The following is a 15362-nucleotide window of genomic DNA, read 5'->3' as shown; positions in this document are numbered from 1 at the left end:
AACCGCCGAACCGCCGAACCGCTGAACCGCCGCTCAGCCGCTCAGCCACCTAGCCACCTAGCCACCTAGCCACCTAGCCACCTAGCCGCCCAGCCGCCCAGCCGCGAAACGATCAGCCCGCGGCGCGCAGCCGCGCGTCGAGCTCGCCGAGCTGCGCGGGCGTGCCGACGTTCTCCCAAAACCCTTCATACAGTTCGCCGCTCGCGCGGCAGGCTTCGATCGCCGCGCGATAGTACGGCGTCAGCGCGCGCCGCGTGCCGGGCACGAGATCGCGGAACATCCGCGTGTCGTACAGGCCGATGTTGCCGAACGTGAAGCGCGCGGCGCCGTCGAGCGCCAGGCGGCCGTCGTCGCCGAGCGCGAAGTCGCCGGCCGGGTGGAACGGCGGGTTCGGCACCATCACGAGGTGCATCGCCGGCGCGTCGAGCGCGGCCATCCGGGCGGCGCGCGGCGCGAGCGTCCGGTAGTCGAAGGCGCAGTACACGTCGCCGCTGACCGCCGCGAACACGGCCGGTTGTCCGTCGCGCTCGAGCAGTGGCAACGCCTGCGCGATGCCGCCCGCGGTTTCCAGTGCCTCGCCTTCGGCCGAGTACGCGAGCCGCACGCCCCAGCGCGACCCGTCGCCGAGCGCGGCCTCGATCTGGTCGCCGAGCCACGCGTGGTTGATCACGATCGTCTCGATACCCGCGCGTGCGAGCGCTTCGATCTGCCACACGATCAGCGGCTTGCCGCCTGCTTCGAGGAGCGGCTTCGGGCGGGTGTCGGTGAGCGGGCGCATCCGTTCGCCGCGCCCGGCGGCGAAGATCATCGCCGTCGTCAGGGTGGTGCTCATGTTCGGCCGGGTGTCAGGAGAGTCGGAACGATCAGAACGTATAGCCCACGTCGGCCGGCGCGTTGCCCTCGAGCTCGTCGAGCAGCTTCGCGAACGGCACGAGCGGGCGGTAGCGCAGCGCGACCTTGCGCGCATACGCGATGAAGCGCGGCAGGTCGTTCAGGTAATGGGGCTTGCCGTCGCGGTAATTGATGCGCGCGAACAGGCCGAGCACCTTGATATGGCGCTGCAGCCCCATCCATTCGAGCTGGCGGTAGAACTCGCCGAAATCGGGATCGACCGGCAGCCCGGCCTTTTTCGCTTTTTCCCAGTAGTACGCGAAGCAGTCGAGCTCGAACTCCTCGTCCCAGCTGATGAAGGCGTCGCGCAGCAGCGACACGACGTCGTACGTCAGCGGCCCGTAGACGGCGTCCTGGAAGTCGAGGATGCCCGGGTTCGGCTCGCACACCATCAGGTTGCGCGGCATCAAGTCGCGCAGCATGAAACCCTGCGGCTGCGCGTGGGCGCTCGCGACCAGCAGCGCGAAGGTGCGGTCGAGCGTGCCACGCATCGCGTCGGTGACGGGCTTGCCGAGGTGGCGGCCGACGAACCATTCGGGCATCAGCTCCATCTCGCGGCGCACGAATGCCTCGTCGAACGGCGGCAGCACGTCGGGTTTCGACGTGAGCTGGAAGCGAATCAGCGCGTCGAGTGCTTCGCGCATCAGCGGTTTCGCGGCGGCCGGGTCCGCCGGATCGAGCACCGAGATGTACGGCGTGCGGCCGAGATCGGTCACGAGCATGAAACCCGCGTCGAAATCGTGGGCCAGCACGTCCGGCACGTGGTCGCCGGCCGTGGCGAGCAACTGCGCGACCTGGACGAACTCGCGGCACTTCTCGGGCGGCGGCGCGTCGACGGCGATCAGCGTGCCGCCGGCGCTCGTGGCCGACGCAATCCGGAAATAGCGGCGGAAACTGGCGTCCGACGATGCGGGCGCGAGGGTCGACAGGTCGAGCGCGTAGCGCTCGGCGAGCGGGTGCAGCCACGCGGTGAGCGCTTCGAGGCGGGCGTCGGGCTGGGATGCGGCGGATGGGGGCGTCATGAAACTCGGAGGAGGGGGGAACGTCTTGCCATATAATACCCCACGACTTTTTTGACGCACCCCGCGTCAGCTTTCCGCCGTGCAGGCCCGCCGCCTGTCGCGCCGCCACCCGATCGCCCCCCCGGTTTGCGCTCAGCCGCAGTCGCGGTGCGACGGCGCGGCCCGCCGTGCGCGAATGTGCCGCGACGGCGCGGTTGACAAGGGGCGATTCGCCAAACGATAGATGCCGCCCAAACCGCTATTCCCGAATGTTTTCCCCGGTGACGGGGTGCCGCGCAAACGGCGGCTCGCGCTCGCGCTCCTGGCCGTGCCCGGCCTCGTGCCGGCCGTGTCGTACGCGCAGCTGTCGGGCGCGGCCGCGCAGCCGCAGCCGCTCGACTCGCCGTGGGATCTGCGTCTCGCGCCCCAGCTCGAGGATCGCCCGCTGAAGGAGGGCGCGAAGCCGGCCGCCTTCGTGATCGCCGACCACACGAGCGGCACGGCCGAGCAGGATCTCGCCGCGAAGGGTTCGGCCGAGCTGCGGCGCGGTGACGCCGTCGTGAAGGCCGACGCGATCCACTACGATCAGGATACCGACATGGCCGATGCGTACGGCCAGGTCAGGGTGATCAATTCCGGCACGTCGTTCGCGGGCCCCGAGGCGCACCTGAAGATCGAGGCGAACCAGGGCTTCATGACGGCGCCGAAGTATCACTTCAACGTGACGGGCGGCTCGGGCAGCGCGGAGCGTGTCGACATGGTCGACAACGAGCGCTCGGTGTTCGTCAACGGTACCTATACCGCGTGCCAGTGCTCGACGAACCCCGCGTGGTACATCAAGGGCAGCCGCTTCGACTTCGATACGGGCGCCGACGAAGGCACCGCGCGCAACGGCGTGCTGTTCTTCCAGGGCGTGCCGATCTTCGCGAGCCCGTGGATGACGTTCCCGCTGTCGGGCGAGCGGCGCAGCGGCCTGCTGCCGCCGACGTTCTCGGTGAACTCGAGCAACGGCTTCGAGCTGACGCTGCCGTACTACTTCAACATCGCGCCGAACCGCGACCTGACGCTCACGCCGCGCATCATCTCGCGGCGCGGCGTGATGACCGAGGCGACGTTCCGCTACCTGTCGCCGTCGTATTCGGGCACATTCACGGCCAATTACCTGCCGGATGATCGGCTCGAGCACCGCAACCGCTACGCGATCTACTGGCAGCACCAGCAGAACTTCGGCGGCGGTTTCGGCGGCTACGTCTACTACAACAAGGTCTCGGACAATCTGTATCCTGAACAACTGGGTTCGTCGAACCAGTTCATCAACGGGACGCAGACGCTGTACCAGCAGGAAGCGGGCCTCACGTACAACAAGGGCCCGTGGTCGGTGCTCGCGCGCTACCAGCACTGGCAGACGCTGCCGCAGTCGATCGCGCCGTACAGCCGTGAGCCGCAGTTGAACGTGAAGTACGCGAAGTACAACGTCGGCGGGTTCGACTTCGGTGCGGAAGCCGACTATTCCCGGTTCCGCATCACGACGGCCGATTCGACCGAAGGCGACCGGGTCGTCTTCAATCCGTACATCGCGTACGGCGTGTACGGCCCCGGCTACTTCGTCGTGCCGAAGGTCCAGTACCACTTCGCGTCGTACGACCTGAACTACCTGTCGTCGACCACGCCGAACAACCCGAAGCGCTTCACCGAGTCGATTCCGACCGTGAGCTTCGACTCGGGCCTCGTCTTCGACCGATCGGTGCACCTGTTCGGCCAGGACTTCATCCAGACCCTCGAGCCGCGCCTGTACTACGTGTACACGCCGTATCGCAACCAGTCGAACGCACCGCTGTTCGACACCGTCGATTCGGACTTCGGCCTCGCGGAGATCTACCAGCCGAACACGTACGTCGGCAACGACCGGATCGCCGATGCGAACCGGATCACGGCCGGGCTCACGTCTCGCTTCATCGATCCGCGTACGGGCGACGAGCGCGCGCGCTTCGTGATCGCGCAGCAGTACTACTTCGCCGATCAGCGCGTCACGCTGAATTCCACCCAGCCGGCCGCGCAGGCGCGCCATTCGGACCTGATCGTCGGCGCTTCGTTTAAGCTCGGCTCGGGCTTCATGTCGGAAACGGCGTTCCAGTACAACCAGAACAACAACCAGCTTGCGAAGTCGAGCGTGGGGTTCGGTTACAGCCCGGGCGAGCGCAAGGTGATCAACGTCGGCTACCGCTATACGCGGGCGACGCCCACGCTCGACAACCAGCCGATCAACCAGTTCCTGATCTCCGCGCAATGGCCGCTCACGCGCCGCCTGTATGCGATCGGCCGCTTCAACTACGATCTCGCCGGCGATCGCGTGGTCGACGGTCTGGTCGGCTTACAATACGACGCGGATTGCTGGGCGCTCGGGGTCGGGGTGCAGCGGGCGGCGAACGGCATCAATTCGTCCGGGCAGCAGAATTCGTCGACGCGCTTCATGATGCAGCTCACGCTCAAGGGCCTGTCGACCATCGACAACGGCCTCGTGTCCGCGTTCCGCGCCGGGGTGCCGGGCTACACGCCGCTGCCGCCGCCGCCGCCGCCGATGTCCCGCTTCAGCAACTACGAGTAACGCCGGCTTGTCTGCACCGGTCAGCACGATTTCAATGGAGTTCCAGTGGCAATGAAGAAAACCCTTCGTTTCGCGGCAGTCGTGTCCAGCCTCGCTGCGGCCGCCGCGCTGCTCGCCTCTGCGCCGGCCGCGGCGCAGGCGCTCGGTTCGCAAGGTGCGCAGCTCGCCGACGAAGTCGTCGCGGTCGTCAACAACGACGTGATCACGGGCCGCGAACTCGACCAGCGTGCCGGCCTGATCGCGCGCCGGCTGCAGCAGCAGAACGCCCCCGTGCCGCCGACCGACCAGTTGCGCGCGCAGGTGCTGAACCAGATGGTGCTCGAGCGTATCCAGGTGCAGAAAGCCAAGGACGACGGGATCCGCATCGACGACGCGACGGTACAGTCCACGCTGCAGCGCCTCGCGCAGGCGAACGGCATGACGCTCGACCAGTACCGCGCGCGTCTCGAGGCGCAAGGCGTGCCCTGGAGCATCTTCACGAGCGATGCGCGCACCGAACTGATGCTGTCGAAGCTGCGCGAGCGCGAGGTCGACGGCAAGATCACCGTGTCGGACGCCGAGGTCGCGAACTACATCGCGAGCCAGCGCGGGCCGAACGCGTCGCAGCAGCAGGACCTGCGTTTCCAGCACATCTTCATCAAGGCACCGACCAACGCGCCGCAGGCCGACATCGAAGCCGCGCAGAAGAAGGCTGACGCGTTGCTGCAGCAGGCGAAGTCGGGTGCCGATTTCGAAAAGCTCGCGAAGAACAATTCGGAAGCGAGCGACGCGAAGAAGGGCGGTGACCTCGGCTTCAAGTCGCCGAGCGCGCTGCCGGCCGACGTCGTCGACGCCGCATCGAAGCTGCGCCCGGGACAGGTCAACCCGACGCTGATCCGTGTGCCGGACGGCTTCGAGATCGTGCGTCTCGTCGATCGTCGCCAGAGCCAGGGCGCGTCGGCCGCGGCACCGAAGATCGTCCAGACGCACGTGCGCCACATCCTGTTGCGCGTGGGCGAAGGCAAGTCCGAAGGCCAGGCGCGCCAGCAACTGGCCGACATCCGCAACCAGGTCGAGGCCGGCGGCGATTTCGCGAAGTTCGCGCGCACGTATTCGCAGGACGGTTCGGCGTCGCAGGGCGGCGATCTCGGCTGGATCAGCCCGGGCGAAACCGTGCCGGAATTCGAGCGCGCGATGAACAACCTGCAGGACGGCCAGATCAGCCAGCCGATCCGTACCGAGTACGGCTATCACCTGATCCAGGTGCTGGGCCGCCGCGAAGCGGAAGGTTCGGTGCAGCAGCAGATGGATATCGCGCGTCAGGCGATCGGCCAGCGCAAGGCCGAGCAGGCGTATGCCGACTGGCTGCGCGAGCTGCGCGATTCGTCGTACGTGCAGTACAAGATCGGCGGCGTCGGCCCGGCGAACTGAGCGAGCCTCCGATGACCACGCCCGCGCTGCAGATCGCGATCACGACCGGCGAACCCGCGGGGGTCGGCCCGGAGCTGACCGTGCAGGCGCTGCGTGATGCCGCGCAGCGCTGGCCCGACGCGCATTTCACCGTGCTCGGCGATGCGGCGCTGCTCGACGCGCGCGCGGCGGCCGTCGGCGCCGACCGGGCCACGCTGGCCGGCAGCGGGCCGGTGTCGGTCGCGCATCACGCGCTCGCCGTGCCCGCGCAGGCGGGCAGGCTGGACGCGGCGAACGGCCCTTACGTGCTCGGGCTGCTCGACGCGGCGATCGATGGCGCGCTGGCGGGCCGGTACGACGCGATCGTCACCGCGCCGTTGCAGAAGAGCACGATCAACGATGCGGGCGTGCCGTTCACTGGCCATACCGAATACCTGGCGGAGCGCACGCATACGCCGCGTGTCGTGATGATGCTGGCCGGTACCGGCCACCGGCCGCTGCGCGTGGCGCTCGCGACCACGCACCTGCCGCTGAAGGACGTGTCGGCCGCACTGACGGTCGACGGGCTCGTCGAGACGCTCGCGATCATCGATCGCGACCTGCGGCGCGACTTCGGTCTGGCCGCGCCGCGCATTCTCGTGACGGGCCTGAACCCGCACGCGGGCGAGAACGGTTATCTCGGCCGCGAGGAGATCGACGTGATCTCGCCGGCACTGGCCCGCGCGAACGCGCAGGGCATCGACGCGCGCGGCCCGTATCCGGCCGACACGCTGTTCCAGCCGCGCCACCTCGCCGATGCCGATTGCGTGCTCGCGATGTTCCATGACCAGGGCCTGCCCGTGCTGAAGTACGCGACGTTCGGCGAGGGCATCAACGTGACGCTCGGGCTGCCGATCATCCGTACGTCGGTCGATCACGGCACGGCACTCGATCTGGCCGGCACGGGCCGCGCGGATCCGGGCAGCATGATCGCCGCGCTCGACACGGCCGTCACGATGGCGCGCCATCGCCGCACCGCCTGACGCGGCCCGGCTTTACCTCATTCGTCGCATTTTTCGTTTTACTCAGTCGATGTCGAACAGCAGACAGCACCAAGGCCATTTCGCGCGCAAGCGCTTCGGGCAGAACTTCCTCGTCGATCACGGCGTGATCGACTCGATCGTCGCGACGATCGGCCCCGCGCGCGGCCAGCGCATGGTCGAGATCGGCCCCGGGCTCGGCGCGCTGACCGAGCCGCTGATCGCGCGCCTCGCGACGCCCGAGTCGCCGCTGCATGCGGTCGAGCTCGACCGCGACCTGATCGGGCGCCTGCAGCAACGCTTCGGCGCGCTGCTCGAACTGCATGCAGGCGATGCGCTCGCGTTCGACTTCCGCTCGCTCGCGGCACCCGGCGACAAGCCGTCGTTGCGGATCGTCGGCAACCTGCCGTACAACATTTCCAGCCCGCTGCTGTTTCATCTGATGACGTTCGCCGACGCGGTCATCGACCAGCACTTCATGCTGCAGAACGAAGTCGTCGAACGGATGGTCGCGGAGCCGGGCACGAAGGCGTTTTCGCGTCTGTCGGTGATGCTGCAGTACCGCTACGTGATGGAAAAGATGCTCGACGTGCCGCCGGAATCGTTCCAGCCGCCGCCGAAGGTCGATTCGGCGATCGTCCGGATGATTCCGTACGAGCCGCACGAACTGCCGGATGTCGATCCCGGGCTGCTCGGCGAACTCGTCACCGCGGCGTTCTCGCAGCGCCGCAAGATGCTGCGCAATACGCTCGGCGACTATCGCGAGACGATCGATTTCGATGCGCTCGGCTTCGATCTCGCGCGCCGTGCGGAGGATGTGAGCGTGGCCGAATACGTCGGCGTGGCGCAGGCACTGGCGAAAGTGCGCAAGGCCGCTGAGTAACGGCGGCGCGTGCGTCATGCGTGCGTCGCACGCCGGCTCGAGGTTCACGAGGCTGCCCAGGCGGGCAGCCTTTTTCATTTTCCCCGCGCCGTTTTCGTCGATGCCGGGCGGCCACCGGGTGTCGTTACGCGCGTCGGCGCGGTGGCGCGTTGACGAGCGCGATGCCCGTCAGCACGAGCGCGGCCGCCGACATGAAGCGCCAGCCGACCGATTCGCCGAGCAGCAGCACGCCGAACGCAACGCCGAACAGCGGCGACAGGAACGTGAACACGGACAGTCGTGACGCGCTGTAGCGCGTCAGCAGCCAGAACCACGACAGGTAGCTGACGAACGCGACGATCACCGATTGGTACGCGAGGCTCGCGACCGCGATCGGCGTGACGTGCGCGAACGACACCTGGCCGAACAGTGCGGCCAGCGCGACCAGCACGACCGCCGATACCGCGAGCTGGTAGAACAGCGTCTTGCTCGCGCTCGCCCGTGCGAGCGCCGTCGAGCGCACGACGACGGTCGTCGCGGCCCACATCGCGCCGCCGAGGATCCCGAGCGCATCGCCGGCGAGCCCGGCCAGCACGGAGGCGCCTGGCGCGCGCGGTTTCAGGAAGCCGTCCGCGAACGCGAGCGCGATGCCGGCGAATGCCAGGCCGACGCCGGCCCACTGCGTGCGCTGCAGCCGTTCGCCGGGTGCGAACAGGTGGAGGCCGAGCGCGGTGAAGCACGGCGCCGTGTACAGGAAGATCGCCATGTGCGACGCACTCGTCAGCGTCAGCCCGAAGAACACGCAGATGAATTCGCCGGCGAACAGCGCGCCGGCCGCGAGGCCCGCGCCGAACGTGCCGTCCGCCTGAAACAGCGGCGTACCGCGCGAGCGGGCCCAGCCCCACAGCAGCGCCGCCGCGATCACCGAGCGCAGCCCGGCCTGGAACATCGGCGCGATCGCGGCGTTCGTGCTCTTGATCGCGACCTGCTGGAAGCCCCAGATCGCGCACAGCAGCAGCATCAGGCCGACGGCGCGCATGTCGAGCGCGCGGCGCACGGGGGCAGCGAGGGCACTCATCGGCGAACCGCGCCGGTTCGGTGCGGCGGCTGCGGGATCGGGAGGGTGGCGCATCCGGCGCGCTCGAATCGGCGGTGTCGCACGGCAGTGTGGCGGTAAGGGGGAGTGGGTGGTCGCGTTCGGGCGGTGGATCGCATGCCCGCTTTTGGTGCGAGGTGGAAGGATGTTACCCGATCCGCACGGTGGCCGGGCGAGCAGGGTCGTGTTGTGTTCCGCCGTTGCCCTTGCGCCGGCAGGCGTTACCCGCCGGGCGCCCCCAGCCACGCGCCCCCGACGAAGTTCACCCGACTCTGGTAGAGTTCCCGGTTCTGGAAAGTCCCCACAGGAGTACAACACATGCGATTTCTGCATACGATGCTGCGAGTCGGCGATCTCGACCGCTCGATCAAGTTCTACACCGAATTGCTCGGCATGAAGGTGCTGCGCCGCGACGACTATCCGGAAGGCAAGTTCACGCTCGCATTCGTCGGCTACGAGGACGAAAGCACGGGCACGGTGATCGAGCTGACCCATAACTGGGATACGCCGGCCTACGATCTCGGCAACGGCTTCGGCCATCTCGCGCTGGAAGTCGACGACGCGTACGCAGCCTGCGACAGGATCAAGGCGCAAGGCGGCAAGGTCACGCGCGAAGCGGGCCCGATGAAGCACGGCACGACCGTGATCGCGTTCGTCGAGGATCCGGACGGCTACAAGATCGAGTTCATTCAGAAAAAGGCGCACTGAGCGCCGGATGAACCGGGCCGTGGCGTGTGATGCGCGCGGCGGCAAAAAAGGGCGATGCGGAGTGACCCGCATCGCCCTTTTTCGTTGGCGGCGAAGCCGTGCGCGTCAAAGCGACGGCAGCAGCTCGGGCGGGTGATGCTTGAGCGTGTGGCGCGCTTCGCGGAACTCGGGGAAGATCGACTCGACGGTCTGCCAGAAGGCCGGGCTGTGATTCATTTCGCGCAGGTGCGACAGCTCGTGCGCGACGACGTAGTCGATGATCGACATCGGGAAATGGATCAGCCGCCAGTTCAGGCGGATCTTGCCGTCGCTCGAGCAACTGCCCCAGCGCGTCGCGGCCGACGACAGCGCATACATCGAATACGTGACGCCGAGCTTCTCCGCGTACACCGCGAGGCGTTCACCGAAGATCCGCCGGGCTTCGCCCTGCAGCCAGCCCTGCACGCGATCCTTGATCTGCTGCATGTCGGCCTGCACGGGCAGCGGCAGCGAGAGCCGCAACGCATCGGCGTCGAATGCGACGGCGCCCGCGCCGAGCGCGATCGTCACCGTCTTGCCGAGATAGGGCAGCTGCGCGCCGTCGCGCCAGTCGATCTGCGGCAGCGCGCGCTGCTCGGTGCGCGTCTTCCATTCGGCGAGCTTCGCGAAGATCCAGCGTTGTTTCTCGGCGATCGCGGCTTCGATGTCGGCGAGCGTGACCCAGCGCGGCGCGGTGATCGACAGCCCGCTGCCGTCGATCGTGAAGCCGATCGTACGGCGCGCCGAGCGCTTCAGGCGGTATTCGAGCACGCGGCTGTCGAGTGCGAACGTCCGCACGCGCGAGCGGTCGGGCGCGGGGCCCGGATCGAGGGGCGCAGCGGGGGCCGCTTCGGTCGGCGCGGGCGGGGCGGCGGGCGCCGACGGTGCGGCGGCCGGCCCGTCGAAGAGCGGCAGATCCATCTGGCGATGATCGAGGGCCACGACGGCAGGCCGTGGCCGCGGACGCTGTTTCATCAGTTCGCTTCTTTTTGTCGTACGCAACGGCTGCCACCCGGGGGCGTCAGACACGCGCGGCATCGCGCGTGCCGGCGTTGCCCGCCTGGCGATACGAATCCGGATCGATCCGGCGCATTTCCGCTTCGATCCATGCTTCGACCTGCGAGTTCAATGCATCGGGCGTCAGCCCCTCGCTGGGGATCGGCTTGCCGATCGACACGGTGACGACACCCGGGAATTTCGTGAACGAGTTGCGCGGCCACACCCGGCCTGCATTGTGCGCGATCGGTACGACGGGTGCACCGGTTTCGATCGCGAAGCGCGCGCCACCCGTCTTGTACTTGCCCTGCTTGCCGACCGGCGTGCGCGTGCCTTCCGGGAACATGATCATCCATGCGCCTTCCGACAGACGCTTCTTTCCCTGGCGGATCACCGACGTGAACGCGTTCTTGCCTTCCTTGCGGTTGATGTTGACCATGTGCAGCAGCCCGAGCGCCCAGCCGAAGAACGGCACGTACAGCAGCTCGCGCTTGAACACGTAGCAGAGCGGTTTCGGCATCAGCGCGGGAAACGCGAGCGTTTCCCATGCGGACTGGTGCTTCGACAGCAGCACGGCCGGGCCGTCGGGCAGGTTCTCGTAGCCCTCGATCCGGTAGCGGATGCCGTTCAGCCAGCGCACGACCCACAGCGTGGACTTGCACCAGCCGGCCGCCATCCAGTAGCGCGCGTCGGCGCGCATGAACGGAAAGGCGATGAAGCACGCGGTGGCGTACGGCACCGTGTACACGACGAAGTAGATCAGCAGCAGCAGGGAGCGGACGAAGCGCATCGGCGTAAGTCTGGCGTTAGGGAGGATGCGCGCGGCGGCCGCATCACTCGTGTTCGTGTGAAAGGAAATCGAGCGCGAACGCGCGCAGGTCGTCGTGGACCTTCGTGCCGGGCGGCAGGTTGCCGGCGGCGAGCGTCTTCTTGCCCTTGCCGGTGAGCACGAGGTGCGGCTGGCAGCCGACCGCGACGCCGGCCTGCAGGTCGCGCAGCGAATCGCCGACCACCGGCGTGTGATCGGGATCGATCTCGAAGCGCTCGGCGATCATCTGCATCATCCCGGGTTTCGGCTTGCGGCAGTCGCAGTGATCCTCGGCCGTGTGCGGGCAGAAGAACACCGCGTCGATCCGCGCGCCGACCGCGGCCGCCGCGCGATGCATCTTCAGGTGCATCTCGTTGAGCGCGGCCATGTCGAACAGCCCGCGACCGATGCCGGACTGGTTGGTCGCGACGACCACGCGATACCCCGCGTGGTTGAGCCGGGCAATCGCCTCGAGGGCGCCGGGCAGCGCGATCCATTCGTCGGGCGTCTTGATGAACGCATCCGAATCGACGTTGATCACGCCGTCCCGGTCGAGGACGACGAGCTTTCGGTTGGGGCTGGTCGGCATCGTGCGGCCCTTATGCGGCGAGCTTCGAAATGTCGGCGACGCAATTCATCTGCTGGTGCAGCGCGGACAGCAGCGCGAGACGGTTCGCGCGCAGTGCCGGATCTTCCGCGTTGACCATCACGTCGTTGAAGAACGTGTCGACCGGTGCGCGCAGCGCGGCGAGCGCCGACAGCGCGCCTGTGTACGCACGCGCCTCGAGCTGCGACTGCACGTGCGGCGTCACGGCCGCGAGCTGTTCGTGCAGCGCCTTCTCGGCGGCCTCGACGAGCAGCGTCGGCTGCACCGCACCGTTCGCACCGCCTTCCGACTTCTTCAGGATGTTCGAGATCCGCTTGTTCGCGGCGGCGAGCGCCTCGGCTTCCGCGAGGCGCGTGAATTCGCGCACCGCGTCGAGGCGTGCGACGAGATCGTCGACGCGCGTCGGGTTCAGGCTCAGCACCGCGTCGATTTCGCCGGCCGAATAGCCGCGCTCGCGCAGCAGGCCGCGCAGGCGATCCATGAAGAACGCGAGGATCGCGTCGGTCGATTCGGCGACGCCCGGCACGCCTTCGAAGCGCGCATGAGCCGTGCGCAGCAGCGACACGAGATCGAGCGGCAGCTGCTTCTCGAGCAGCAGGCGCAGCACGCCGAGTGCGTGGCGGCGCAGCGCGAACGGATCCTTCTCGCCGGTCGGTGCGAGGCCGATCCCCCAGATGCCGACGATCGTCTCGAGCTTGTCGGCGAGCGCGACGGTGGTCGACACGGGCGTGGTCGGCAATGCGTCGCCGGAGAAACGCGGCTGGTAGTGCTCGGCGCAGGCGAGCGCGACGTCGTCGGCTTCGCCGTCGTGGCGCGCGTAGTACGTGCCCATCGTGCCCTGCAGTTCCGGGAACTCGCCGACCATGTCGGTCAGCAGGTCGGCCTTCGCGAGGCGTGCGGCGCGCTTCGCGTGCGCGGCGTCGGCGCCGATCGCCGGGGCGATCTCGCCGGCCAGCGCCTCGAGGCGCTCGACGCGCGCGAGCGCCGAACCGAGCTTGTTGTGATACACGACGTTCGCGAGCTGCGGCACGCGGTCGGCGAGCGGCTTCTTCTTGTCCTGCTCGAAGAAGAACTTCGCGTCGGCGAGGCGCGGGCGCACGACGCGCTCGTTGCCTTCGATGATCTCGCCCGGCGTCTTCGTCTCGATGTTCGACACGATCAGGAAACGCGAGCGCAGCTTGCCGGCGACGTCGGTCAGTGCGAAATACTTCTGGTTGGTCTGCATCGTGAGGATCAGGCATTCCTGCGGAACCTGCAGGAATTCGTCCTCGAAGCGGCACGGGTAGACGACCGGCCATTCGACCAGCGACGTCACTTCGTCGAGCAGCGACTCGGGCATCACGACGGTATCGCCGTTCGCGTGTTCGTTCAGCTGCGTGCGGATCGTTTCGCGGCGATCGGCGAAGTGCGCGATCACGCGGCCCTTGTCGCGCAGCGTGTCGGCGTACGCGCGCGCGTGCTGGATCGCGACGAGGCCGTCGGACAGGAAGCGGTGGCCGAGCGTCGTGTCGCCGGCATCGACGCCGAATGCGGTGACGGGCACGATGCGGTCGTCGTGCAGCACCGTCAGGCGATGCACCGGGCGCACGAACTTCACGTCCGAGCCGTCCGGGCGCTGGTACGTCATGAATTTCGGGATCGGCAGCTTCGCGAGCGCTTCGTCGAGCGCGGCCTGCAGGCCGTCGGCGAGCGTGGCGCCGGCCGCCGAGTAGTTGATGAAGAACGCTTCGGCCTTGCCGTCCTGCGCGCGCTCGAGATCGGCGATCGACAGGTTCGGGTGGCCGAGCGCCGCGAGCTTCTTCGCGAGCGGGGCCGTCGGCTTGCCTTCGGCGTCGAGCGCGACCGACACGGGCAGGACCTTTTCGCGGACCTGCTTTTCAGGTGCGACGGCGCGCACGTTCTGCACGACGACGGCGAGGCGGCGCGGCGTGGCGTAGCGTTCGAACACGAGTTCGCCTTCGACGAGGTCGCGTGCCGCGAGGCGTTGTGCGAGACCTTCGGCGAATGCGTCGCCGAGGCGCGCGAGGGCCTTCGGCGGCAGCTCTTCGGTCAGCAGTTCGACGAGCAGGGGGGCGGGATGATTGTGCGTCATGATTGGAATTCGTCTCGTCAGTCCTGATCGATCTTGCGTTCGACCTTGAGCGGCGGCGCCCATGCCGGCTGGGCGGCGTCCTGGGCGTCGGTGGTGAGGCCCGGCACGCCCGGCGGGTTGCCGAGCATCGGGAAGCCGAGCTTCTCGCGCGAGTCGTAATAAGCCTGCGCGACGAGACGCGACAGCGCGCGGATGCGGCCGATGTATGCCGCGCGTTCGGTGACCGAGATCGCGCCGCGCGCATCGAGCAGGTTGAACGTGTGGCCGGCCTTCAGCACGAGTTCGTACGCGGGCAGCGCGAGCTGCGCGTCGATCATCTTCTTCGCTTCCGCTTCGTAGCTGTTGAAGAACGTGAACAGCAGGTCGACGTTCGCGTGCTCGAAGTTGTAGGTCGACTGTTCGACCTCGTTCTGGTGGTACACGTCGCCATATGACAGGCGGCGCAGCTCGGGGCCGTTCGGGCCTTGCTCTTCCCACTCGGTCCACACGAGGTCGTAGACGTTCTCGACCTTCTGCAGGTACATCGCGAGGCGCTCGAGGCCGTACGTGATCTCGCCGAGCACCGGCTTGCATTCGAGGCCGCCGACTTCCTGGAAATACGTGAACTGCGTGACTTCCATCCCGTTCAGCCACACTTCCCAGCCGAGGCCCCACGCGCCGAGCGTCGGGTTTTCCCAGTCGTCCTCGACGAAGCGCACGTCGTTCTGCTGCAGGTCGAAGCCGAGCGCCTCGAGCGAACCGAGGTACAGGTCGAGGATGTTTTCCGGTGCCGGCTTGAGCACGACCTGGTACTGGTAGTAGTGCTGCAGGCGGTTCGGGTTCTCGCCGTAGCGGCCGTCCTTCGGGCGGCGCGACGGCTGCACGTACGCGGCGCGCCACGGCTCGGGGCCGACCGCGCGCAGGAACGTGTGCACGTGCGACGTGCCTGCACCGACTTCCATGTCGATGGGCTGGAGCAGGGCGCAACCCTGCTTGTCCCAGTAGGACTGCAGCGTCAGGATGATTTGCTGAAACGTAAGCATGAAGAGCCTTCGTGGCGCTGGCGCTCCGTTGCGGGCGGCGCTCCGGGCGGGGCCCGGAGGGTCGGCTCGCGCGGCGGCGCGGCTTGTTAGTGTGCTGAAACGCGTAATTTTACCGGATCGGCGAGCGGATGCGGCCGGAACGCGGGCGGGCGTGCCGTCGGCCCCGTCCGGGCGGCCTGCGCGGGCATGGCCGGCGCGCGCCGGGCGGCCGCGCGCGACAGGTCGCGACGCGCGTGCCGCACGGCTTC

Annotated in this window: 13 protein-coding genes; 5 read left to right on the top strand and 8 right to left on the bottom strand. The window is 67.9% G+C overall.

Annotated elements, in window-relative coordinates; all coding sequences use genetic code 11:
* Positions 1-112 precede the first annotated feature (112 nt).
* On the bottom strand, positions 113-832 hold the full coding sequence (murU, locus tag L810_RS25600; protein WP_021161207.1) for an N-acetylmuramate alpha-1-phosphate uridylyltransferase MurU: 720 nt from the start codon (positions 830-832) through the stop codon (positions 113-115).
* A gap of 31 nt (positions 833-863) precedes the next feature.
* Positions 864-1913, bottom strand: a complete 1050-nt coding sequence (locus L810_RS25595; protein WP_021161206.1) for an aminoglycoside phosphotransferase family protein — start codon at positions 1911-1913, stop codon at positions 864-866.
* Positions 1914-2136: 223 nt separating this feature from the next.
* Here L810_RS25595 and L810_RS25590 point away from each other — a divergent pair, with 223 nt between their 5' ends.
* Genes L810_RS25590 through rsmA form a run of 4 tightly spaced genes read left to right on the top strand, consistent with a single transcriptional unit; the run spans position 2137 to position 7788 of the window.
* Positions 2137-4497, top strand: coding sequence for an LPS-assembly protein LptD (locus L810_RS25590; RefSeq protein ID WP_021161205.1), 2361 nt, complete (start codon positions 2137-2139; stop codon positions 4495-4497).
* 51 nt (positions 4498-4548) lie between these two features.
* Entirely contained in the window at positions 4549-5907 is a 1359-nt protein-coding gene (locus L810_RS25585; protein WP_042976159.1) for a peptidylprolyl isomerase, read from the top strand.
* 11 nt (positions 5908-5918) lie between these two features.
* The gene (pdxA, locus tag L810_RS25580) at positions 5919-6908 is read left to right on the top strand and encodes a 4-hydroxythreonine-4-phosphate dehydrogenase PdxA (protein ID WP_021161203.1); all 990 of its coding nucleotides are present in this window, start codon (positions 5919-5921) and stop codon (positions 6906-6908) included.
* A 49-nt stretch (positions 6909-6957) separates the two neighbouring features.
* Positions 6958-7788 (top strand): 16S rRNA (adenine(1518)-N(6)/adenine(1519)-N(6))-dimethyltransferase RsmA, encoded by an 831-nt coding sequence (gene rsmA, locus L810_RS25575; RefSeq protein WP_021161202.1) that lies wholly within the window; start codon positions 6958-6960, stop codon positions 7786-7788.
* A 124-nt stretch (positions 7789-7912) separates the two neighbouring features.
* On the opposite strand, the gene L810_RS25570 is transcribed toward rsmA, so the two are convergent.
* On the bottom strand, positions 7913-8845 hold the full coding sequence (locus tag L810_RS25570; RefSeq protein WP_042976163.1) for a DMT family transporter: 933 nt from the start codon (positions 8843-8845) through the stop codon (positions 7913-7915).
* 336 nt (positions 8846-9181) lie between these two features.
* On the opposite strand from L810_RS25570, the gene gloA reads away from it, so the two are divergent.
* Entirely contained in the window at positions 9182-9571 is a 390-nt protein-coding gene (gene gloA / locus L810_RS25565; protein WP_021161200.1) for a lactoylglutathione lyase, read from the top strand.
* A gap of 105 nt (positions 9572-9676) precedes the next feature.
* On the opposite strand, the gene L810_RS25560 is transcribed toward gloA, so the two are convergent.
* From L810_RS25560 to glyQ, 5 genes are read right to left on the bottom strand one after another with little or no spacing between them, the layout of a single operon-like run.
* On the bottom strand, positions 9677-10564 hold the full coding sequence (locus L810_RS25560; protein ID WP_027789172.1) for a M48 family metallopeptidase: 888 nt from the start codon (positions 10562-10564) through the stop codon (positions 9677-9679).
* A gap of 46 nt (positions 10565-10610) precedes the next feature.
* Entirely contained in the window at positions 10611-11375 is a 765-nt protein-coding gene (locus L810_RS25555; protein ID WP_021161198.1) for a lysophospholipid acyltransferase family protein, read from the bottom strand.
* A gap of 43 nt (positions 11376-11418) precedes the next feature.
* Positions 11419-11982: a D-glycero-beta-D-manno-heptose 1,7-bisphosphate 7-phosphatase gene (gene gmhB, locus L810_RS25550; RefSeq protein WP_042976157.1), complete on the bottom strand. Its 564-nt coding sequence runs from the start codon at positions 11980-11982 to the stop codon at positions 11419-11421.
* Between the two features lie 10 nt (positions 11983-11992).
* Positions 11993-14092 carry a glycine--tRNA ligase subunit beta gene (gene glyS / locus L810_RS25545; protein ID WP_021161196.1) on the bottom strand — a complete coding sequence of 700 codons (2100 nt, stop codon included), beginning with the start codon at positions 14090-14092 and terminating at the stop codon, positions 11993-11995.
* Between the two features lie 17 nt (positions 14093-14109).
* Positions 14110-15114 carry a glycine--tRNA ligase subunit alpha gene (gene glyQ / locus L810_RS25540; RefSeq protein WP_021161195.1) on the bottom strand — a complete coding sequence of 335 codons (1005 nt, stop codon included), beginning with the start codon at positions 15112-15114 and terminating at the stop codon, positions 14110-14112.
* Positions 15115-15362 lie beyond the last annotated feature (248 nt).

Origin of the sequence: Burkholderia sp. AU4i, assembly GCF_000466765.1 — a bacterium.
Taxonomy (GTDB): Bacteria; Pseudomonadota; Gammaproteobacteria; order Burkholderiales; family Burkholderiaceae; genus Burkholderia; species Burkholderia cepacia.
This window is presented reverse-complemented; position numbering and strand designations above follow the sequence as displayed.